20 protein-coding genes and 1 rRNA gene are annotated in these 21,894 nt (G+C 72.3%); 16 read left to right on the forward strand and 5 right to left on the reverse strand.

Going from position 1 to position 21,894, the window contains the following annotated elements:
• Window positions 1-186 precede the first annotated feature (186 nt).
• Window positions 187-303 (forward strand): 5S ribosomal RNA (rrf, locus tag BM142_RS23485).
• Between the two features lie 317 nt (window positions 304-620).
• On the opposite strand, the gene BM142_RS23490 is transcribed toward rrf, so the two are convergent.
• From BM142_RS23490 to BM142_RS23500, 3 genes are read right to left on the reverse strand one after another with little or no spacing between them, the layout of a single operon-like run.
• Entirely contained in the window at window positions 621-1,322 is a 702-nt protein-coding gene (locus tag BM142_RS23490; RefSeq protein ID WP_092203865.1) for a hypothetical protein, read from the reverse strand.
• Window positions 1,319-2,233, reverse strand: coding sequence for an ABC transporter ATP-binding protein (locus tag BM142_RS23495; protein ID WP_092203867.1), 915 nt, complete (start codon window positions 2,231-2,233; stop codon window positions 1,319-1,321). The genes BM142_RS23490 and BM142_RS23495 overlap by 4 nt, the downstream gene beginning before the upstream one ends.
• Window positions 2,230-2,592, reverse strand: coding sequence for a GntR family transcriptional regulator (locus BM142_RS23500; RefSeq protein WP_092203869.1), 363 nt, complete (start codon window positions 2,590-2,592; stop codon window positions 2,230-2,232). Before BM142_RS23500 ends, BM142_RS23495 begins: the two co-directional genes overlap by 4 nt.
• A gap of 266 nt (window positions 2,593-2,858) precedes the next feature.
• Between BM142_RS23500 and allB the strand changes: the two genes are divergently transcribed.
• A complete protein-coding gene (allB, locus tag BM142_RS23505; RefSeq protein WP_092203871.1) occupies window positions 2,859-4,178 on the forward strand; it encodes an allantoinase AllB in 1,320 nt (439 codons plus the stop codon).
• Window positions 4,179-4,203: 25 nt separating this feature from the next.
• Window positions 4,204-5,337 carry an allantoicase gene (gene alc / locus BM142_RS23510; RefSeq protein WP_092203873.1) on the forward strand — a complete coding sequence of 378 codons (1,134 nt, stop codon included), beginning with the start codon at window positions 4,204-4,206 and terminating at the stop codon, window positions 5,335-5,337.
• A 235-nt stretch (window positions 5,338-5,572) separates the two neighbouring features.
• On the opposite strand, the gene BM142_RS23515 is transcribed toward alc, so the two are convergent.
• Both BM142_RS23515 and BM142_RS23520 read right to left on the reverse strand, forming a co-directional pair.
• Window positions 5,573-6,232 (reverse strand): GntR family transcriptional regulator, encoded by a 660-nt coding sequence (locus BM142_RS23515; RefSeq protein WP_175527429.1) that lies wholly within the window; start codon window positions 6,230-6,232, stop codon window positions 5,573-5,575.
• A 156-nt stretch (window positions 6,233-6,388) separates the two neighbouring features.
• Complete coding sequence (locus BM142_RS23520) at window positions 6,389-7,816, reverse strand: ammonium transporter family protein (protein WP_092203877.1); 1,428 nt, start codon at window positions 7,814-7,816, stop codon at window positions 6,389-6,391.
• Between the two features lie 428 nt (window positions 7,817-8,244).
• Between BM142_RS23520 and BM142_RS23525 the strand changes: the two genes are divergently transcribed.
• From BM142_RS23525 to BM142_RS23585, 13 genes are all read left to right on the forward strand, one after another.
• Window positions 8,245-8,982, forward strand: coding sequence for an isochorismatase family protein (locus tag BM142_RS23525; RefSeq protein ID WP_092203879.1), 738 nt, complete (start codon window positions 8,245-8,247; stop codon window positions 8,980-8,982).
• The gene (locus BM142_RS23530; RefSeq protein ID WP_092203881.1) at window positions 8,979-10,874 is read left to right on the forward strand and encodes a PEP-utilizing enzyme; all 1,896 of its coding nucleotides are present in this window, start codon (window positions 8,979-8,981) and stop codon (window positions 10,872-10,874) included. The genes BM142_RS23525 and BM142_RS23530 overlap by 4 nt, the downstream gene beginning before the upstream one ends.
• Window positions 10,871-11,971, forward strand: a complete 1,101-nt coding sequence (locus BM142_RS23535; RefSeq protein ID WP_092203883.1) for a PEP/pyruvate-binding domain-containing protein — start codon at window positions 10,871-10,873, stop codon at window positions 11,969-11,971. Before BM142_RS23530 ends, BM142_RS23535 begins: the two co-directional genes overlap by 4 nt.
• Window positions 11,968-12,885 (forward strand): FAD binding domain-containing protein, encoded by a 918-nt coding sequence (locus BM142_RS23540; protein ID WP_092203885.1) that lies wholly within the window; start codon window positions 11,968-11,970, stop codon window positions 12,883-12,885. The genes BM142_RS23535 and BM142_RS23540 overlap by 4 nt, the downstream gene beginning before the upstream one ends.
• On the forward strand, window positions 12,882-13,526 hold the full coding sequence (locus BM142_RS23545) for a CoxG family protein (protein WP_092203887.1): 645 nt from the start codon (window positions 12,882-12,884) through the stop codon (window positions 13,524-13,526). The genes BM142_RS23540 and BM142_RS23545 overlap by 4 nt, the downstream gene beginning before the upstream one ends.
• Window positions 13,523-14,161 carry a hypothetical protein gene (locus BM142_RS23550; protein ID WP_139229002.1) on the forward strand — a complete coding sequence of 213 codons (639 nt, stop codon included), beginning with the start codon at window positions 13,523-13,525 and terminating at the stop codon, window positions 14,159-14,161. Before BM142_RS23545 ends, BM142_RS23550 begins: the two co-directional genes overlap by 4 nt.
• Window positions 14,158-14,997 carry an alpha/beta fold hydrolase gene (locus BM142_RS23555; RefSeq protein ID WP_217640864.1) on the forward strand — a complete coding sequence of 280 codons (840 nt, stop codon included), beginning with the start codon at window positions 14,158-14,160 and terminating at the stop codon, window positions 14,995-14,997. Before BM142_RS23550 ends, BM142_RS23555 begins: the two co-directional genes overlap by 4 nt.
• A 26-nt stretch (window positions 14,998-15,023) precedes the next feature.
• The gene (locus BM142_RS23560) at window positions 15,024-16,070 is read left to right on the forward strand and encodes a 2,5-dihydroxypyridine 5,6-dioxygenase NicX family protein (RefSeq protein ID WP_092203891.1); all 1,047 of its coding nucleotides are present in this window, start codon (window positions 15,024-15,026) and stop codon (window positions 16,068-16,070) included.
• Between the two features lie 11 nt (window positions 16,071-16,081).
• Window positions 16,082-16,636, forward strand: a complete 555-nt coding sequence (locus BM142_RS23565) for a (2Fe-2S)-binding protein (protein ID WP_092203917.1) — start codon at window positions 16,082-16,084, stop codon at window positions 16,634-16,636.
• Entirely contained in the window at window positions 16,633-19,083 is a 2,451-nt protein-coding gene (locus tag BM142_RS23570; RefSeq protein ID WP_092203893.1) for a xanthine dehydrogenase family protein molybdopterin-binding subunit, read from the forward strand. Before BM142_RS23565 ends, BM142_RS23570 begins: the two co-directional genes overlap by 4 nt.
• Window positions 19,083-19,892 carry a maleate cis-trans isomerase family protein gene (locus tag BM142_RS23575; RefSeq protein WP_092203895.1) on the forward strand — a complete coding sequence of 270 codons (810 nt, stop codon included), beginning with the start codon at window positions 19,083-19,085 and terminating at the stop codon, window positions 19,890-19,892. Before BM142_RS23570 ends, BM142_RS23575 begins: the two co-directional genes overlap by 1 nt.
• Window positions 19,893-20,147: 255 nt before the next feature.
• Window positions 20,148-20,468, forward strand: a complete 321-nt coding sequence (locus BM142_RS23580) for a DUF4333 domain-containing protein (RefSeq protein WP_217640865.1) — start codon at window positions 20,148-20,150, stop codon at window positions 20,466-20,468.
• A 43-nt stretch (window positions 20,469-20,511) separates the two neighbouring features.
• A complete protein-coding gene (locus BM142_RS23585) occupies window positions 20,512-21,891 on the forward strand; it encodes an 8-oxoguanine deaminase (protein ID WP_217640866.1) in 1,380 nt (459 codons plus the stop codon).
• The last annotated feature ends 3 nt before the right edge of the window (window positions 21,892-21,894 follow it).

The raw sequence follows: 21,894 nt of genomic DNA on the forward strand, positions 1-21,894 counted from the left end.
CGGAAGTGGAAGCACCGCAAGGTGTGCAGCTGACCGGTACTAACAGGCCGAGGGCTTGACCACACACACCCCCCACCCTTCAAAGGGGGGTGCGAGAACACTGGTCAGAGTCTTTTACGAAGATTGCTTCGCGTCCACTGTGCGGTTCTGAACGCACGAACCAGACGGTTCACATGTTCACAGAGTTACGGCGGCCATGGCGAGAGGGAAACGCCCGGCAACATTCCGAACCCGGAAGCTAAGCCTCTCAGCGCCGATGGTACTGCCCTGGAGACGGGGTGGGAGAGTAGGACGCCGCCGGACAACCATTCCCGAACGGGGCCCCAGCTACGGCTGGGGCCCCGTTCGGCGTCTCCCCACTCCCCCTGGGACTCCGTTCGGCGTCTCCCCACTCCCCCTGGCCCGGATGGCATCTGCACCGCTGCCTGCACCTCGAGGCGGCACCCGGATCGACGGCGGGACTCCTGCGCCGCGTGACCGCGCCTGGGCCTGGCCGTGGGCGGCCTGCCGCCTGCGAACGCCGGCCGGCCCCCGTGATCACCGTGCAGCCCGCCGGACGACCGACAGCTCCCTCCGTCACGTGACGAAGGGAGCCGTCAGGGCGGTACTGAGGTGCGAGGTCAGGGGACGACCCGGCGCAGCCCCAGCCAGGTGAGGCCCGCCACCACCACGGTGAGCAGCAGCGGCAGGCCGGCGACGAGCGTCGTCAGCGACCGGTCGGCGAACCAGCCACCGATCGCGGCCCACGCGTCGAGGCCGGTGACCAGGATGGCCAACCCACCGAAGAGGACGAGGCTGCCGATGATCAGCCCCCAGACGGCCACCTGGCCCCAGCGCTTGTAGAGGACGCCGAGGCCCATCCCCACGAAGATGAGGGCCAGCATGGGCGCCCCGGAGAGCAGCACCTGCAGGGCGAAGTTGTCCACGTTCATGGCCGCCGGTGCCCAGAACTCGAGGCCGGCGCCCCATCCGCCCGTGGCTTCCTCGACCTGGGTCAGCAGGGCCAGGACGATCCCGTAGACGAGGGCCTGGACGAGCGCGACCAGGGCAGTCCCGAGGTAGAAGGTGCGGCGGCTCAGGCTGATGCCCATGGCGAAGGGCAGCAACTGGGTGACGGTCTGGACGAACGCGACCATCACCGTGATGTAGAGCGACAGGACGCCGCCGGTGAACGCGTCGCCACCCGACGCCTCGTCGAGACCGGCGGTCGACCAGAGCGCCCAGTTGATGGCGAAGGCGATGCCGACCACGAGCCAGGGCACGCCGAGGATCACCAGCGGGTGGATCAGGTGCAGCCGGGCCGCGGCCAGGACGCGGTTCATCGGGGGACCTCCTCGAGGTCGTCGGTGGGGGTCCGGGTGTGGTGCTCCGCCGTCGCCAGGCTCATGGCGACCACGAGCTCCTGGAGGTCGGTCGGTGCGGCGGTGAGCCCGAAGGTCTCCGGGGACTCGCCGCCGGCGCGGAGGCGGACGACCGCGCGGCCGGAGCCGGCCAGGGTCTGCTCGTGCAGCAGCTCGTGCCGGGCGGCGAACGCACGGACGTGCTCGCGCGGCCCGCGCACGGTGACCGCACTGGAGCGCACGGACTCGGCATCGGTGTCGAGCAGCAGGCGTCCGCGGTCGATCAGCAGCACCCGCTCGAGTAGGTCGGAGATCTCCTCGATGAGGTGCGTGGAGATCACGATGGTCCGTGGCCGCTCGGCGTAGTCGGCGAGCAGGCGGTCGTAGAACAGGTGCCGTGCCACGACGTCCAGGCCCGCGTACGGCTCGTCGAACAGGGTCAGCCGCGCGCGCGAGGCCAGGCCGATGATGATGCCGACAGCGGAGTTCATGCCGCGGGAGAGCTTCTTGATCGGCCGCTTCGCCGGCAGCTCGAAGTCCCGCAGCAGCGTTGCCGCCGTGTCGGCGTCCCAGTCGGGGAAGACGAGCGCCGCGGCGTCCAGCGCATCCCTGACCCGGAAGTGGTCCGGATAGCGCTGCCCCTCCTTGATGAAGCAGATGCGCCGCAGCACGTCGTCGTTCTCGTACGGCCGTGCACCGAACACCTCGATCCCGCCGCCGGTCGGCACGCGGTGGCCGGTCAGCAGCTGCATCAGGGTGGTCTTGCCGGCCCCGTTGCGGCCGAGCAGGCCGGTGATGCCGTCCTGCTCGATGGCGGTGCTGATGCCGTCCAGGGCGGTGTGGTCCCGGAAGCGCATGGTCACGTCGTGCACGGTGGCCGCGGGCGCGCTCATCGCGATTCCTCCCAGCGGGTGATCATCGTGGCGATCTCGCGACCGGAGATGCCGAGCTTGTGCGCCTCGGCCATCAGGGGGCGCAGGTACTGGTCGGCGAACTCGCTGCGGCGCCGCTTGAGCAGCTGCTCGCGAGCGCCGGTGGCGACGAACATCCCGACTCCTCGTCTCTTGTAGAGGACCCCGTCGGCGACCAGCTGGTTGAGCCCTTTGGCGGCCGTCGCGGGGTTGATCCGGTGGAAGGCGGCCAGCTCGTTGGTCGAGGGCGCCTGGGTCTCCTCGGCGAGCGAGCCGTCGACGATCGCGTTCTCGATCTCGTCGGCCACCTGCCGGAAGATGGGTCCGGCGTCCTCGTTCACGACGTCCGCCGGGAGGCACCAGGGTTGCGCGGGTCCCTGGGTTCATTGCTCATGTAATGAACCATAGGACCAGGGGGTGTGACTGTGCAAGCACGATCCCGACGCCCGGCGTCGATCGAGGAGTGGAGTGCTGCGCGCCCGGGGCCGGCCCGGTTGCCACCGATGGCCCCGCGGGCCTATGCATCCAGGGTGCACATCGGGGCGGACGCGGGCGTGCTGACGGAGGCCGGCGCCCGCATCCCGGGTGCCGACGCGTCGGTGCCCCCGTGAGCCTGGTCGTGCGGGCCCGCCGCGTGCTGCTGCCCGACGGGGCGCGCGCCGCGGCCGTGCACATCGAGGACGGCCGGATCTCCGCCGTCACGGCCTTCGACGACGCGCCGTCCGACGCCGTCACGCTTGAGGACGACGAGGTGCTCCTGCCCGGGCTGGTGGACAGCCACGTGCACGTCAACGAGCCCGGGAGGACCGAGTGGGAGGGCTTCGCCACCGCGACCCGCGCCGCCGTCGCCGGCGGGATCACCACGGTCGTCGACATGCCCCTCAACTCGATCCCGGCCACCACCACGGTCGAGGCGTTGCACGTGAAACGGTCAGCGGCGAAAGGCCAGGTCAGCGCCGACGTGGCCTTCTGGGGTGGCGCCGTCCCCGGCAACCGCGACCGGCTGCGGCCGCTGCACGAGGCCGGCGTCGTCGGGTTCAAGTGCTTCCTGCTCGACTCCGGCGTTCCCGAGTTCCCGCCCCTGGACGACGCGGGCCTGCGGGCCGCGCTCGCCGAGCTGGCGGCCGTCGACGGGCTGCTGATCGCGCACGCCGAGGACGCCGGCGTGATCGCCGCGGCGCCGCCCCCGGCCGGGGGCGGCTATGCCGGTTTCCTCGCGTCCCGGCCGGCACTGGCCGAGCGGGCAGCCATCACCCGGCTCGTGGCGGCGGCCCGCGACACCGGGGCGCGGGTGCACGTCGTCCACCTCGCCGACTCCGGGGCGCTGCCGCTGCTGCGGGCGGCCCGCGCGGAGGGCGTGCGGATCACCGTGGAGACCTGCCCGCACTACCTCACGTTCGCCGCCGAGGAGGTGCCCGACGGCGCGACGGCGCTCAAGTGCTGCCCGCCGATCCGGGAGGCCGTCCACCGGGAGGCCCTCTGGGCCGCGCTGGCCGACGGCGACGTGGATCTCGTGGTCAGCGACCACTCACCGTGCACCCCGGAGCTCAAGCGGCTCGATACCGGCGACTTCGGTGAGGCCTGGGGCGGCATCGCCTCCCTGCAGGTCGCGCTGCCCGTCGTCTGGACCGGGGCCCGGGCGCGGGGCATCGGGCTGGCCGAGGTGGTGGGCTGGATGGCCGCGGCGCCGGCCCGGCTGGCCGGCCTGCCGGGGAAGGGCAGCATCGCGGTCGGCAAGGACGCCGACCTGGTCGCGTTCGCCCCCGACCAGCGCTGGACGGTGGGGGAGCTGCAGCACCGCCACCCGGTCACGCCCTACGCCGGCCGCGACCTGCACGGCGTCGTCCGCCGCACCTGGCTGCGCGGCCGGCTCGCCGACGGGGCCCCGATCGGGCGGCTGCTGCGGCGCGGCGGCGTGCCAGAGTGAGGCCCTGCGCGTCCCGAGGAGCCCGATGAGCGACTTCACCCGCCTGCCCGACCTGGCCAGCCGCGCGCTCGGCGGCGCCGTACCGGCGGCCAACGACGAGTCCTTCGCCGAGCGGGAGAACCTCGTCCGCCCGGAGGCCCCGGTGGCGCACGCCGCGTTCGGCCACCGGGGCAAGGTGTACGACGGCTGGGAGACCCGCCGGCGCCGCACTCCCGGGCACGACTGGGCGGTCGTCCGGCTCGGCACCCCGGGGATCGTGGCGGGGGTCGTCGTCGACACCTCGTTCTTCAGCGGCAACTACCCGCCGCACGCCTCGGTCGACGGCGCGGCGGTCGAGGGGCACTGCTCGGTCGACGAGCTGCTCAAGGCCGACTGGCAGCCGCTGCTGCCGCTGCACGACCTGGCGGGCAACACGCACAACGTCTTCCCGGTCCACTCCGACCGGCGGGTCACCCACGTGCGGCTCAACATCCACCCCGACGGGGGCGTGGCACGGCTCCGGGTGCACGGCCACGCGGTGCCCGACCCCCGGCTCGTCGACGCCGGCCCGCTCGACCTGGCCGCGCTGGAGAACGGCGCGCTCGTCACCGGGGTGAGCGACGAGTTCTACGGCCGGCCCCAGCAGCTGATCGCCCCCGGTCCGGCACGGAACATGGGCGAGGGGTGGGAGACCGCCCGGCGCCGCGATTCCGGTCACGACTGGGTGGAGGTGTCCCTGGCGTGCGAGGGCGTCGTCACCCTCGCCGAGCTCGACACCAGCTATTTCCTGCACAACGCGCCCGGCAGCGCCGCGCTGACCGGCTCCGGACCCGCCGGCGAGGTCGTCCTGCTGCCGCGCACCCGGCTGCAGCCCGACACCCGCCACCGGTTCGTCATCGAGGCGGCGCCGGGGATCGACCGGGTGCGCCTGGACGTCTTCCCCGACGGCGGCATGGCCCGGCTGCGGCTCTGGGGCCGGCCCACGGCCGCCGGACGCGCGGCCCTGGGACGGCGCTGGTTCGACGCCCTCCCCGACGTCCAGGCGCTGGAGGTCCTCGGCGCGGTGGGGGTCGCACCGCAGGTCGCCGGCCGCCTCGTGGGCGCCCGGCCGCTGGCCGGCGAGCCGCTCGCCGGGCTACCCGAGCCGGTCCGCCGCCTCCTCGGCGGCGAGCACGCCTAGGCGTGGCTGCCGTGCTCCGGCGGGTCGGGGCGCAGGCCGGGAGGAATCCGGCGGTAGCCCGGTCCCGGCCGTCATCGCCGGATGCGAGAACCGTGCCCTGCCGCGCCGGCCTCGTCAGATGCGTACAGCCCACGTCCCCAGCCGCTGACGGTCGGCCCCGTGGCGCCTGGTCTGGTCGAGGGTGTCGAACGGCTCGCGAGCGTCGCTCCGCTCTCCGGGCGGCAGCAGCACCTGGTCAGTTGACGACGGCATGCTCCTCGTCACTGAAGTGCTCCAGTGCAAAACGGCTGGAGGAGGCCACGTGTTCGCGCATCAGCTGCTCGGCACGGGCTGCGTCGGAGGCGCGCAAGGCATCCAGGATCGCTCGGTGCTCGGTGATGGCCGCCGCCGCCCGGTCGGACGGATAGGCGTAGTTGGAACGGTAGCTGACTGTGAATGCGAGCACCTGGTTCATGATCGTCTGCAGCAGTCGGCTTCCGGCGGCCTCGCTGATGAGCGTGTGGAAGTGCAGGTCGGCCAGTGCCTGCTCGGCGGCGGTGCCCGATGCGCTGATCCGCTCCAGCTTGGCGTGTGCGTCCTCGAGGGCGTCGAGGTCCTGGCGGGTACGTGATTGCGCAGCCTCGCCAGCGGCGTAGGACTCCAGCACCCCCCGCAGCGAGTAGATCTGGACGATGTCGTGCGAGGTGATGGTCCGGACGGTGGCACCGCGGTTGGGGGTGAGCTCGACCAGGCCCTCGCTCTGCAGGGTGAACAGCGCCTCGCGGACCGGCGTCCGGCTGACCCCGAGCTGCTCGGCGAGGAGCCGCTCGGGCAGTGGTTCGCCCGGCTTCAGCTGACCGGCGAAGATCTCGGTGCGCAGGATGCGAGCGACGCCCTCGCTGGTCCGCTGGGACATCGGGACCGGGCCTCGGCCCAAGGCTCCCAGCGGCTGCATCTCGAGCTCCGTTCCCGGCTGACCAAGCGGCGACGTTCTTCGTCACCGGCGGCGAGGATACGGCGCGGGGCGCTCCAGGTGCTCCCCGGAGCGCCCCGCCGTACGTGTCCGCCCTGCTCAGAAGCGCAGGCCATCCGGTTCTGCCGGGAGTGCGACCGAGGGGCCGGCGATTCCCTGCGCGGCGCCCGTGGGCCCGGTCGGCGGCCGGAGGTCGTCGCCGAAGTTGCTCACGCCCCACTGGGTGACGTCCAGCCCCACCAGTTCGGCTTCTTCCGAGACGCGAAGACCGCCGAACTTCTCGAAGAGAAGGCACATGAGGAGCGCGGGAACGCCCACGACCACCACCGTGGCGACGACGCCGGCCAGCTGCCACCACGGCGTGATCTCCGCGACCCCGACCGCGTAGTCACCTTCGAGCCCGATGTAGCCACCCGTCGGGGTGCCCCACTCGAGGAAGCCGCAGAGCAGGGCGCCCACGATGCCCGGCCCGAGGGCGAGCGGGACCACCTTCGGGTCGTCGATCCCCGCCTTGCGCATCAGAGCGGCGGTGCCGAGGCCGACGAAGGGGCCCAGAGCGCCGACCAGCAGGCAGATCCAGGCGGTGCTGACGTCGAACAACGTCCCACCCATGACCAGGCCCGCGATCGGACCGAGCAGTGCCCACGTCGCCTCTTTGCGGGCGTAGCCCAGGGCGAGGCCGGTCAGCGCGCCGCCGAGGATGGAGGCGAACAGGTTGACGATCACCACCCCGATGCCGCTCTCGGTGAACGAGATCCCGAAGAAGCCGACATCGGCGATGATGAAGCCGCTTCCGATGGTCACGAACGGGAGCGCGAAAAGGATCAGCAGCATGCCGACGCCCACCAGGCCGACGTTGTGCCCGACCGGTCGGGCGGTGCTGGCGTGCGAGCGGAAGGCGCCCAGGCGCGGACCGACCCGCCAGGCGAGCACGAGGACGAACGTCCCCGCGGTGATGTACAGCGGGAAGATGCCATCGAAGTCATGGGTGCCGCGCAGGGTGAGCGGGGACAGCGAGCCCCAGCACAGGTAGCCGACCAGCGGAGAGAGCACAGCGCCGATCACGAAGGACATAACGTAGAACGGCAGCGGCTTCACCCGCTCGACCACCCCGGTGTGGATCAACCCGATGGTCGCCATCGTGAAGGTCACGAAGAAGACCAGGAAGATCTGCAGGACGTCGGCCTCCGGCAGCAGCGCTGGGTCGATGTAGCGCGACGGGGTGGAGGTGAAGCTTCCACCCAGCCACCAGTCCTTGACCGCCTGCCACAGCGGCGAGGGGACGCCGAACGCCTGGTTGAACTGCCATTGCCAGATGGGGTAGCCGATCAGCAGGGTGCCGAAGCCGCCGACCATGGCGGCACCGATCTTCTGGACGACCGTGTCGAGCACGTTGCGGCGCCGGACCATGCCCATGTCCACGAGCACCAGGCCCATGAGCACGAGCAGGACGGCCACCGCACCGAATGTGTAGATGAACGTGGCCATGATCCAGTTGGTGGACGCCTGTTCGGGGAACTGTTCCATGCCGACTCCTGTGCAGAGGGGGATGACCGACCGGGCGCGGATGTGCGCGGGCGGCGGAGGGATGGTCTGCCGTCGGTCCTTCGGCGGACCGGCGGTGGAGTGCACCTCGAACCCCAGTTGCCGAGCGCGGGGTCGATTGAGGCGGGAACGTATACCGGTATGCCATTTGCAGACAAGGCCTAGTTTTCACAGGTCACGGCGTTCTGCGTCGCTCGTGTTGCGGCCAGTTTCGCCAGCGTTGCATCTCTCCGCGGGGGTTCCGGAGGGTCGTTCGATGGGGCAGGCTCGGAGTTCGTTCGAGAGGGCTTGTCATCTCGCACAGAGTTGGTATACATGTATGCCAAGTCACGCCCGTGGCTCCGGCCACAGTCGCAGAGCGGCCCTTCGGTCCGCCCTCCCGCCGCTCGACCGACACGAACAGGAGCGTTGTGGACGCCGATTCGACCGCCACCGTCTACGACCGCGCCGGCTTCGGCCGGCCGGTCGAGCGGGGCAGCCGGCCCGCCGTCGTGGTCGTCGACTTCACCTACGGCTTCACCGACCCTCAGCACCCCACGGGGGCGGACATGACCGGCCCGGTGCTGGCCACCGCCCGGCTGCTCGAGGCCGCCCGGGCGGCCGGTGTGCCGGTCGTCTTCACCACGATTGCCTACGATCCCGGCCAGATCTCCAGCCTGGCCTGGCTGAAGAAGGCCACCGGTATGGCGGGCCTCGAGCTGGGTTCCCGGCTCGTCGACGTCGACGAGCGGCTCGCGCCGCGGACCGACGAGCACCTGGTCGTCAAGACCGGCGCCTCGGCCTTCTTCGGCACGGCGCTCGTGTCCTACCTCGCCTCGGTCCGGGCCGACACCGTGATCGTCACCGGCGCGACGACCAGCGGTTGCGTCCGCGCGACCGTCGTCGACGCCGTGCAGAACGGCTACCCGACCCTGGTGCCGCGGGACTGCGTCGGCGACCGGGCGCAGGCGCCCCACGACGCGAGCCTGTTCGACATCAACGAGAAGTACGGCGACGTCGTCGACTGCGACGACGTCGTCACCTACCTGCAGGCCCTGCCCGACACACCTGGCGCAGGTCACCCGCTCGCAGCACCACGGCCGGGTCCCCCCGCGCCGGAGCACCAGTACCAGTCAACGAACCCGTCCCAGGCGGAGGCGCCCGCATGACGCTCACCAGTCCCAGCACCTCGTCCGACGGCGTGCCGAGTTCCGAGGGAGCCGCCGAGGCGGTCCCCGGTCAGCGGTTCGCCAGCCCCTTCGCGGTGCAGACCCCCACCGGCGCGGAGGGGTGGCAGAGCATGTACCCCTACTACGCCCTGCTCAGCGACGAGCGCCGGGAGTCCGAGGACGGCAAGTTCTGGTTCTTCGACGGTATGCACAACCCCGAGCCGCTCTACCCGTTCGACACGATCATGACCGAGAACTGGTGGGTCGCGGCCAGCCAGATGTCGACCCGGGTCTGGCCGGTGCCGCCGGCGGGCGGGATCGACCACCGGATCATCAACGGCTACCTCTACATCAGCCCCAACGCCGTCACCGACCCCGACGAGGTGGCCCGGCGGGCACAGGACTTCGCCGTCCGGGCCGGGCACTACTACGAGAACTGGGACGAGATCTACGAGCAGTGGGTCGCCAAGGCCACCGACTGCATCGAGCGGCTCAAGGCCATCCGGTTCGCCCCGCTGCCGGAGATGGAGCCGGAGAGCAGCGTCTTCGAGCACCGCGGCGTCTACTCCACCTACGACCTGCTGACCAGCTACGGCGAGCTGATCCACAACCTGTTCGAGATGGGCTCGTACCACTTCGAGATGCTCAACCTCGGGTACGGCGCCTACCTCACCTTCCGGGAGTTCTGCCAGGCGGCCTTCCCCGGGATCAGCGACCAGACCATCGCCAGCATGGTCTCGGGCATCGACATCCTGCTGTTCCGCCCGGACGACGAGGTGCGGTCGCTGGCCAAGCTGGCCGTCGAGCTGGAGCTCACCGACCTCGTGCTGGGCAACGAGGACCCTGCCGCCGCACTGAAGGCCATCGGGGACCATGCCAACGGCGCGCAGTGGCTGGCGGCGTTCGAGGAGGCCAAGGACCCCTGGTTCTGGTTTTCCACCGGCGCCGGCTACACGCACAGCGACCGGGCGTGGATCGACGACCTGCGGCTGCCCTTCACCGCGCTGCGCGGGTACGTGCAGGGCCTGCTGGCCGGTGAGGACATCCGCCGTCCGCTGGAGGAGATCCTGGCGGAGCGGGTGCGGGTGACCGAGGAGTACCGCACCTACCTGCCCACCGACGCCGACCGCGAGTCCTTCGACGGGCTGGTCGAGCTCGCCCGCCAGGTCTTCCCCTTCGTCGAGAACCACAACTTCTACGTCGAGCACTGGCACCACTCGCTGTTCTGGTCGAAGGTCCGCGAGCTCGGTGACGTCTTCGTGGCGCACGGGTTCCTCGACGACCGCGAGGACCTCTTCTACCTGCACCGCAACGAGATCTACTCCGCGCTCTACGACCTGAACATCGGCTGGGCCACCGGCACGGAAGCCCGCGGGGTCACCTACTGGCGCCCCGAGATCGAGCGCCGCCGCCGCATCCGCGAGGTGCTCAAGGCCAATCCGCCGCTGCCCGCCCTGGGCGCACCGCCGGAGTTCATCACCGAGCCGCTCACCGTGATGCTCTGGGGCATCACCCAGGAGTCGGTGCAGGAGTGGCTCGGGGTCGACGGTCAGGAGGGCGGCGAGCTGCGCGGCGTCGCGGCGTCAGCCGGCAAGGCCACCGGCCGGGCCCGGGTGATCATCGACCCGGAGCAGCTGCACGAGGTCGAGGACGGCGACATCCTGGTCTGCCGGATCACCGCCCCCAGCTGGGCGCCGGTGTTCTCCCGGCTCTCCGCGGCGGTCTCCGACGTCGGCGGGATCATGGCCCACACCGCCATCGTGTGCCGCGAGTACGGCCTGCCGGCGGTCGTCGGCACCGGCTTCGCCACCACCTCCATCCGCACTGGCCAGCTCATCGAGGTCGACGGCAACACCGGCGTCGTCCGTGTTCTCGAGGACGTGTCCGCATGACCGAGTCCACCGCCTCCCCGTTCGTCCTCTGGATCGACGACCCCGCCGCCGTCGGCAGCCGGCTGCTCGGTGGGAAGTTCGGCAGCCTCGCCGAGATGACCGCCGGCGGGTTCGCCGTACCCGGCGGATTCGGCATCACCACCACCGCCTACCGGTACTTCCTGGAGGCCGCCGGCCTCGCCGAGCGGGCCCGCGAGGTGCGGGCCCGGGCCGTGGGCGCGGACCTCGCTGAGGTGCAGGCGATCAGTGCGGAGTTCACCGCCGCGATCGAGGCCGCGCCGCTGCCGGGCGACCTGGAGGCCGCCATCCGGGCCGCCCACGCCGAGCTCGAGCGACGCACCGGGCAGCAGGGACTGCCGGTGGCCGTGCGATCCAGCGGCGAGTCCGAGGACCTGGCCGGGGCCAGCTTCGCCGGGCAGTACGACACCTTCCTGTGGATCCGCGGTGCCGAGGAGGTGCTCCGCTACGTGCGCAGTTGTTGGGCGGGCATGTTCGGTGCCGCGGTGCTGACCTACCGCCCCGACTCCGACCCGGCGGCGGCCGCCGCCGACCACGGCATCTGCGTCGGCATCCAGCAGATGGTCGAGGCACGGTCCGCGGGCGTCATGTTCACTCTCGACCCGGTCACCGGGGACCGCTCCAAGGTGGTCATCGAGGGCTGCTGGGGCCTGGGTGAGGGCGTCGTCAGCGGCGGGGTCACGCCGAGCCGCTACGTCGTGGACAAGGTGACCTTCGAGGTGCTCAAGCGCGACGTGGCGCACCAGGAGTCGATGTACAGCTTCGACCCGGCCGTCGCCGCGGTCGGGCTGGTGCCGGTGGCCACCGAGCGCTGCGACGCGCCCTGCCTGCAGGACGGCCAGATCCGTGCACTCGCCGAGCTGGCCAAGAAGATCGAACGGCACCGGGGCGCGCCGCAGGACATCGAGTGGGCGGTGAGCGAGGCCGGCGACGTGCACGTGCTGCAGGTCCGCCCGGAGACGGTGTGGAGCCACCGGCAGGCCGAGCAGCTGGTCACCGAGCGCAAGTCGGCGGTCAGCCACGTGCTGGCCCGCTTCGCCGGGGTGGGCGTCGCATCGGGCGGCGGCCGGCCCTCGTGAAGGCAGCTGCCTTCGCCTACCACCGCCCGACCTCGGTCGCCGAGGTCGTCGCCCGGTTGGCGGAGTACGAGGGGTCGGCCCGGGTGCTGGCCGGCGGACAGAGCCTGGTGCCGATGCTGAACATGCGGCTGTGGCGGCCCAGCGCGCTGATCGACATCAACGAGGTCGACGAGCTCGACGACGTCCGGGTGGACGGCGAGCGCACCGCGCTCGGCGCGCTGGTCCGCTACGCGACCTTGGAGCGGTCCGAGCTGGTCGCCCAGCGGCTGCCGCTGCTCGCCCGGGTCGTCGGCCACATCGGCGACCGGCAGGTGCGCAACCGCGGCACCGTCGGTGGCTCGCTGGTCCAGGGCGACCCGACCGGCGAGATGCCGCTGGCCTGTCTGGTGCTCGGCGCGGTCGTCACCGCCGTCGGCCCGCAGGGCAGCCGGCGCATCCCGGTGTCGGAGCTCTACGAGGGCTCCTACGCCACGGTGCTGGCGCCGGAGGAGCTGGTGACTGCCGTGGAGTTCCCGGCCCACCCCCAGCACGTGGCCTTCCGGGAGGTCACCCGCAAGCACAACGACTTCGCCGTGCTCAGCGTCGTCGCCACCGGCAACCAGGCCGCCGACGGTCGGTGGAGCGACGTGCGGATCGCGCTGGGCGGCGTCGCCGACAGCCCGGTCCTGGCGACGTCGGCCGGGGCCCGGCTGGAGGGCACCACGCTCGCCGACGCCGACCTCGCCGCCGCGGCCGAGGCGGCGCTGGAGGTGGTGGACCCCCCGTCTGACATCCGCGCCTCCGCCGAGTACCGCCGCCACCTGGTCCCCGTCCACGTACGGCGGGTCCTCGCCGACCTGAGAGACGCCGGAGCCGGCCGACCGGCCGACGGCGCAGCCGAGACCAACCCTGCACGTGGAGGAGTCCAGTCGTGAAGTTGCGTGAGGAGTTCGAGGTCGCCGAGCCGGTGGCCTCGGTGTGGACGTTCTTCGAGCAGCCGGAGGCCGTCGCGCAGTGCGTCCCCGGCGTCGAGCAGCTCACCGTGGTGACCCCGGACGACATCGACGTCCGGTTGACCCAGAGCGTCGGCCCGATGACGGCGACCTTCGCCGCCACGGTGAAGATCGTCGAGCGGGTGCCGGAGAAGCTGATCGCCTTCACCGCGACCGGGAAGAGCGTCCGCGGCGCCATGGGCAACGTGCGGGCGACGGTGAACGTTCAGCTGGAGCCGGTCGGTGAGCGCACCGTCGTCCTGGTGGAGGGCGATGTCGCCCTGGCCGGGGCGCTGGGCAGCGTCGGGCAGAAGGTCGTGGCCAAGCAGGCCGGCAAGGTGACCGCCCAGTTCTCCCGCAACCTCGAGGCGGCCCTGGGCGGCGGCTCCCCGGCCGCGGCCGCGCAGCCCGGGACGGCGGAGCGGACGGCGACCCCCCGGCCGGCCCTGACCAGCCTGCCGCCGGTCTCCGCGGCGCCCGCGGCGGCCGACCCCTGGGCCAAGGTGGCCGCCGCGCTCAGCGCGGTGTCGGTCGTGCTGGGCATCGTCGCGCTGCGGCGTCCCCGTCGGCGGTCGCGGCGATGACCGCGGCTGCGCCCTTGCCGGGGGTGGCGCCCAGCCCGTGGGCCGCCCCCGAGGTGCCGCTGGACACCGAGGTGGAGCTGCTGGCCGCCGAGTGGGTGCGCCCCTACGACCAGGCGCTGCACCTGATGCGCGCGCGGGACTGGCTGGTCCAGCTCAACCCGATCGCCACCGTGGAGATGCGGGTGGCCGCGATGACCCACGACATCGAGCGGATGTTCCCGGGCGGGCCGCGGCTGGACCACGCGACCATGGAATGGGACAGCCCGTTCTACCTGTATCCGCACTCGCTGCGCTCGGCCGAGTCGGTGGGCGTCTGGCTGGCCGGCATCGGCCCCGTCGCGGCGCAGGTGGACCTCCGCGAGGTCCGCCGGCTGGTCGGCCTGCACGAGGTCGGCGGGCTCCGCGGAGCCGACGACGTCCAGGCCGGTGACTCGCTGTCGTTCCTGGAGACGCTCGCCGGGCTGACCCGCGACTGGGTGGCCAGCGGGGCCTGCTCGCGGGACAAGGCGGCCGAGAAGCTGGTCTACATGGCCGAGCGGATCCGGGTCCCCGCGGCCCAGGAGCTCGCCGGCCCGTGGCTGGAGTGGGCACTGGACCAGCTCCCGGCCGGCGTCGTCCTGGAGGAAGGCCGGTGACCACCGTGGAGATCAGCGGTCGGAGCAGCTTCGTGCAGGCCAACGGGCTGCGGCACAGGGTGCTCCGCTACGGCGAGCCCGGCGCGCGGGACCTGCTGTTCCTGCCCGGTATCACCAGCCCGGCCGAGACGGCGGACTTCCTGGCGGTGCTGCTGGCCGAGATGGGCTTCCGGGTGACCGTGCCGGACGTGCGCGGCCGGGGGCAGAGCGACCGTGCGGAGGCCGGGCAGTACCGGCTGACCGACTACGCCGCGGACGCCGCCGGACTCGTCGATGCGCTGGAGCTCGTCGACCCGGTCGTCGTCGGGCACTCCATGGGGGCCCGGATCGCCGCAGCGTGGGCGGTGCTGCACGCCCCGCAGCCCCGCGGTCTGGTGCTCCTGGTCGACCCGCCGGTCTCCGGTCCGGGCCGGGGTCCCTACCCCACGAGCCGGGAGGCCTTCCTGCAGCAGTTGCACCAGGCCCAGGCGGGGACCGACGCCGACGCCGTGCGGGCCTTCTACCCGAAGTGGCCCGAGCGGGAGCTCCAGCTGCGGGCCGAGGTGCTGGCCAGCTGCGACGAGACCGCGGTGCTCGAGACCCACGAGGGCTTCGAGACCGAGGACTTCTTCCCGTACTGGGCGGAGCTCGCGCAGCCCGCGCTGCTCGTCCGCGGCGGCGACAGCCCGGTGATGCCGCTCGCAGCGGTGACCGACCTGCGCCGCGCCCGCCCCGACATCGAGATCGTCACCGTCCCCGGCGCCGGCCACATGGTGCCGTGGGACGCGCTGTCCGGGTTCCTGGACGCCGTCCGCCCGTACCTGCTCGCCCAGCTCCCGCAGACCTCCGCCCACTGACCCGTCCACCCGAACTGGAGACGACCATGGACCAGAACCTGTTCAACGACATCTGCCTGCAGCAGCTCAAGCTCTCCGCGGTGCACGAGGGGGAGACCGTCGCGGTGCTCTCCCGGGGTGCCGAGCGACCCGAGTACGCCGACGCCTTCCTCTGGGCGGCGCAGCAGCTGGGCGCCTCCACCTACCACATGCGGCTGCCCGCGCCGGCCTCGGCGAAGGGTGCCTGGGCGGTCGGTGAGTCCGGGCTGGGTACCAACCCGCTGGCCGTGCAGGCCCTGCAGGCCGCGGACATGGTGGTGGACCTGACCTTCCTGCTGTTCAGCAAGGAGCAGTTCGCCATCCAGGACGCCGGCACGCGCATCCTCACCGCCGTGGAGCCTGCGCCGCTGCTCGCCCGCCTCATGCCCACTCGGGAGCTGCGGGAGCGGGTGGAGATCGGCGCGGAGCTGCTGGCCACGGCGCAGACCATGCGGATCACCAGCCCGGCCGGAACCGACGTGACCTACCGGCTCGGGGTGTACCCGACGATGAGCGAGTACGGCTTCACCGACACCCCCGGGCGCTGGGACCACTGGCCGGCGGCGTTCGTGTTCACCGGCGGCGCCGACGACGGGGTGGACGGGCAGATCGTGCTGTCCCCCGGGGACGTGCTGCTGCCGTTCAACACCTACGTGCAGACCCCGGTCGTGCTGACCATCGAGGCCGGGTTCATCCGCGACATCCGTGGGGTGGCCGGCCAGTCCAGCCTGGACGCCGACCTGCTCAGCTCCTACATCAAGAGCTTCGACGACCCCCGTGGCTACGGCATGTCCCACGTCGGCTGGGGCCTGGACGAGCGGGCGCACTGGCACGGTCTGACCCAGTTCGGCGGCGGCATGGGCATGGAGCTGCGGTCCTTCTACGGCAACGTGATGTTCTCCATCGGCCCGAACAACGAGCTCGGTGGCCCGAACGACACCCCCTGCCACTTCGACATCCCGATGCGCGGCTGCAGCCTGTACCTCGACGACCAGCTGATCGTCGACGCGGGTGAGCTGACCGTCCCGGAGATGCGCCCGGCTTCCCGCCGGTGACCGGCCCGGCGATGACAGCGCACCCGGCCGCACCGGCCGAGACCGAGTTGCTGGTGGAGCTGACCACCACGGTCAACGGCGAGGAGGTGACTGCCACGGTGCCCCCGCGGCTGCACGCCGCGGACTTCCTGCGGTCCCGGCTGGGGCTCACCGGCACCCACGTGGGCTGCGAGCAGGGCTCCTGCGGGATGTGCACGATCGTGGTGGACGGCGAGGCGGTGAAGTCCTGCCTCATGCTGGCCTGCCAGCTCGACGGCCGGAACGTGCAGACCGTCGAGTCGCTGGCCACCGACGACCGGCTCGACCCGCTACAGCAGGCGTTCAAGGAGGCGCACGCCCTGCAGTGCGGCTTCTGCACGCCGGGCTTCCTGATGACCGCCACCGCGCTGGGCTACCAGGGGAGCTGCCCCTCCCGGGCCGAGATCCGCGAGGAGATCGCCGGGGTGCTCTGCCGGTGCACGGGGTACGAGAACATCGTCACGGCCATCGAGAACTGGTTCGCCGGGTCCGCCCCGGTGTCCACCGACGGTGCGCCGGCCGCCGGTTGCCCGGTGGGTGCAGAGTGACCACCCTGGAACGACCGCTACCCGCCGACGACGCCACGGTCTCGCCGCGCGGGGTGATCGGCACCTCGGTGACCCGCAAGGAGGACGACCGGCTGCTCCGCGGCGACGGACGGTTCACCGACGACGTCGAGCCGGCGCACCTGCTGCACATGGCCGTCGGTCGATGCCCGTACCCGCATGCGCGGATCGTCCGGGTGGACGCCTCCCGCGCCTGGGAGTTGGACGGCGTCAAGCATGTGCTCGTCGGTGCCGACGTCCGGGCTGCGACCGAGCCGCTGACCGTCCTGCGCCCGGTGCCCGGCGCGCCGGCGCTGCCTTACTACGCGCTGGCGCAGGACGTGGCCACGCACGAAGGGCAGCCGGTGGTGAGCGTCGCGGCCACCAGCCGGCACGTCGCCGAGGATGCCCTCGAGCTCATCGACGTCGAGTACGAGCCGCTGCCGCACGTCGTCGACGTCCTCGCCGCACTGGAGCCGGACGCCCCCGTGCTGCACCCCTCGGTGCTGGACTCGAACCTGCTGGCGGCCAACTCCGACGGCAGCGGCGACCCCGACCGGCGGATGCTCGAGGCCGACGTCGTCGTCGAGGGGCGGTTCCGGATCAACCGCGTGACCGCGCTGCCGATGGAGACGCGGGCCATCGTCGCCGAGTGGCGGCCGGGTGCCCGGGAGCTCACCGTGCACGTGTCCACCCAGGTGCCGCACTTGGTCCGCAAGCAGCTGGCCGAGACCCTGCGGCTCACCGAGAGCGAGATCCGGGCGATCGCCTCCGACGTCGGCGGTGGCTTCGGACTGAAGCTGGGTGTGTTCCCGGAGGACGTGCTGGCCAGCCTGCACGCGATGGCGCTGCGACGGCCGGTCAAGTGGGTCGAGGACCGGGCTGAGCACTTCCGGGCGAGCACGCACGCCCGGGAGTCCGTGCACGACTACCGGATCGCCGCTGACGCGTCGGGCCGGATCCTGGCCATGACCGACGTCTACGCCACGGACATCGGCGGATGGAACTCGCCGTTCGGCTCCGCGCAGTTGTCCAGCGTCGTCCTCAACGGGCCCTACCGCGTCGAGGACGGATACGCCGAGCGGCGGGTCACGTTGACGAACAAGACCCCGGTCGGGGCCTATCGCGGCTACGGCCAGCCCGAGGTGAACTTCGCCTACGAGCGGCTGATGGACACCCTTGCCCGTCGGCTGGACCTCGACCCCGTGGAACTGCGCGCCCAGAACATGGTCAAGCAGCAGGACCTGCCGTGGAAGAACCCGACCGGGGCGGTATACGACAGCGGCGACTACGAGCGCTGCCTGCGGATGGCCGCCGAGGCCATCGGCTGGTCGGAACACCGCGACACCGGACGGGTTCCCCGGGCCGACGGGCGGCTGGCCGGCATCGGCTTCTCCTCGTTCGTGGAGCGCACCGGATACGCCAGTGCCCGCTTCCTGGCCCGACGCGGATCGCAGTTCGGCGCGCACGAGAGCGTCACGCTGCGCGCCAACCGGTCGGGCGGCATCGACGTTTACACCGGGGTGTCCACGATGGGGCAGAGCGCCGAGACGGCATTCGCCCAGGTGGTCAGCGACGTCTTCGGCGTCGACTACGAGGCCGTCAAGGTGCACGCAGGGGACACCGGCGCCTCGCCGCTGAACACCGGCGCGTTCGCCTCGCGGACGATGATCGCCGCGGCCGGTGCCCTGAAGGCGGCGGCCGAGGAACTGGCCGCCAAGACCCTGCGACTGGCCGCCGCGCGGCTGGAGATCGACGCCGCCGACCTGCAGATCGACGGCTCGGTCGTGCGCCGCCGGGACGACGAGGCCGTCCAAGTGCCGCTGGTCGAGATCTTCACGACCGCCATCACCGGCCAGGGCATTCCCCCGGGGGAGGACCCCGGCATGGAGTCGACCTCGCACTTCGAGCCGTCCGACGCCGCCTACTCGTTCGGGACCGCGGCAGCCCTGGTGTCGGTCGACCCACTGACCGGTGAGTTCGGCGTCGAGCGGTTCGTGATGGTGCACGACGGTGGCACGGTCGTGAACCCGACGGTCGTGGCGGGACAGGTCCGCGGAGCGCTGGCACAGGGCTTCGGTGCGGCGCTCACCGAGGAGCTGCGTTACGACGGCGACACCGGCCAGTTGGTCAACGGCTCGATGCTGGACTACTTCGTGCCCACGGCCGCGGACCTGCCACCGCTGGAACTGCTGCACACGGAGGTGGCATCCCCGGTGACGCCGTTCGGCATCCGCGGCGTGGGGGAGGTGGGCACCATCCCGCCCGGTGCCGCGGTCGCCAACGCCATCTGCGACGCCCTCGCCGACTTCGGCGTGGAGCTGAGCAGTCTCCCGATCACGCCCGAGGCGGTCTGGCGCGCCCTGGCAGATCGGGCCGCGCCGGAGACCCCTGACGACCATCTCGCCCCCACCCCGGGGGACCTGCCCGACGGAGGAGTTGGCTACTGATGAGCACCGACCTGAGCACGGACGCCGTGGCATGCGAGGACGCCCCGGCGCCGAAGCCGCCGAACGCCTCGCGGATCGGCCTGATCGTGCCGAGCTCGAACACCACCATGGAGACCGAGCTGCCGGAGCTGTTCCGCCGGCAGAGCGAGGCGACCGGGCACCGCTACACGTTCCACTCGGCCCGCGCGGGGATGAAGCAGGTCAACCGCGAGGAGTTGCTCGCGATGGTCGGCAAGGCCGCCGACTGCGCCGCCGCCGTCTCCGACGCCGACGTCGACGTGATCGCCTACGCCTGCCTGGTCGCCGTCATGGCGCAGGGGCCGGGCGCGCACAAGGAATCCGAGCAGGTCATCGCCGAGGCGGCGCGGGACAACGGGCATCCGGCCGAGGTGGTCAGCAGCGCCGGTGCCCTGGTGCGGACGCTGCAGGCGGTCGGTGCGCACCGCGTCGCCATCGTGACGCCCTACATGGCGCCCCTCACCCAGATGGTGCGCGAGTACATCGAGGCTGAGGGCGTCGAGGTCCTGGACGCGGTGGCCCTGGAGGTGCCGGACAACTTGGCCGTGGGGCGGCTGGACCCCGAGGGGCTGCCGGCGATCGCCCGCGGTCTCCGACGTGAGGGTGCACAGGCGATCGTGCTGTCCGCATGCGTGCAGATGCCCTCGCTGGCGGCGGTACAGCGGGTGGAGGACGAGCTCGGTCTCCCGGTGGTCACCGCTGCGACGGCCACCACCTACGAGGTACTGCGGGCCTTGGGGCACACTCCGGCCATCAGCGGTGCGGGGCGGCTCCTGGCCGGGGAGCTCTGACGCGAGTGGCGCCGGCCCGACCTGCCGGGCCCACCTGACGTGCGGACGCCCTGCCCGGTCGACCGGGCAGGGCGTCGTGCCTCTTCCGGCCTGCTCCGTGGACGACGCCGTCGCGGAACCGCATCGGGGGGCTGCCCCCGAGTCGGCGCGCCTGCTGGACGGGCCCACCGCCTGACCGCCCGCGCGGGAAGCGGTACGACGACCCACCGCGCGCCGCTAGGGTCGGCGGCCCACCCCGTGCCCGAGGAGCCGCCCGTGTCCCGCCGACGTCTGCGCCAGCTGGTCGCCGGCCCGCTGCTGGCCCTGCCGCTGGCCGCCTGCAGCTTCGGCACCGCCGACGCGCTGCCCGCCGACGAGGTCGCCGAGGGGGCGGAGGACGCGCTGGAGGAGCAGGTCGGCGTCCGGCCCGACGTCTCCTGCCCGGAGGACCTCGAGGCCGAGGTGGACGCCGAGACCCGCTGCACGCTCACCGTCGACGGCGATCCCGAGGAGTACGGCGTCACGGTCACGGTGACCTCGGTCGAGGACGAGACCGCGAACTTCGACGTCCAGGTGGACGACGAGCCCCTCGAATAGGCCCGGAACGCGCGCGTCACACCACCTCGGCAGGATGCGGGGCGTGGAGACCCCAGCGCGCGCCGACCTGCTGATCACCGACGCCGAACTCGTGGCCACGGTGGACGACACTCGCCGCGAGATCCCCGGCGGCTGGGTGGCGGTCACCGGCGGAGCGATCAGCGGCCTCGGCGGCCCGGCCGATCCCCGGCCGGACGCCGTCCGCACGCTCGACGCCCGCGGCTGCCTGGTGACGCCGGGGCTGGTCAACACCCACCACCACCTGTACCAGAACGTCACCCGCGCCTTCGCCCCGGCGCTGACCGGCGGCCTGTTCGACTGGCTGGTCACGCTCTACCCGCTGTGGGCCCGGCTGGACGAGGAGGCCGCGTACGTCAGCGCCTACGTCGGGCTCACCGAGCTCGCGCTGGGCGGCTGCACGACCTCCACCGACCACCTCTACGTGCACCCCCGCGGCGCGGGCGACCTGATCTCCGCCGAGATCGCCGCGGCCCGCGACCTGGGCATGCGGTTCTCCCCCACCCGGGGCTCGATGTCGCTGTCGGTCAAGGACGGCGGGCTGCCGCCGGACTCCGTCGTCCAGGACGACGAGGAGATCCTGGCCGACTCCCAGCGGCTGGTGGACGCCCACCACGACCGGTCCCCGCTGGCCATGACCCGCATCGCCCTGGCGCCGTGCTCGCCGTTCAGCGTCTCCACCTCGCTCATGACCCGCACCGCCGAGCTCGCCGAGCGCCTCGACGTCCGCCTGCACACCCACCTCTGCGAGACGCAGGACGAGGACGCCTTCTGCATGGAGACCTTCGGCCGCCGCCCGGTCGACTACCTCGCCGACGTGGGCTGGATGACCGACCGGACCTGGCTCGCCCACGTGGTCTGGCCGTCCGACGACGAGGTGCGGCGGCTGGGCGCGGCGCGGGTCGGCGCCGCGCACTGCCCGTCGTCCAACATGATCCTGGGCAGCGGGCTGTCCCCGGTGGCCGAGCTCAGGGCCGCGGGCGCCCCGGTCGGGCTGGGTGTCGACGGCTCCGCCTCGGCCGACTCGGCATCGCTGTGGCTGGAGGCGCGGACGGCGATGCTGCAGGGGAAGCTGCGCCACGGGGCGGGCTCGATGTCGGCGCGGAACGCCCTCGAGATGGCCACCCGGGGCGGCGCCGCCTGCCTGGGCCGGGCCGGCGAGATCGGCGAGCTGTCGGTCGGGGCGTGCGGCGACCTCGTGGTGTGGGGGCTGGACGGGGTGCGGTTCGCCGGCGCGCTGTCGGACCCGGTGGAGGCGTGGCTGCGCTGCGGACCGGTGAGCGCGCGGCACAACGTCGTCGGGGGGCGGCTGGTCGTGGAGGACGGCATCCCGGTGCACGGCGGCCTGGACGAGCAGCTCGCCGCCCACCGCCGGGTGTCCGAGCGCATGCAACTGCCCCGCTGACCG

The organism is Blastococcus tunisiensis, from assembly GCF_900112815.1.
Lineage (GTDB): Bacteria > Actinomycetota > Actinomycetes > Mycobacteriales > Geodermatophilaceae > Blastococcus_B > Blastococcus_B tunisiensis.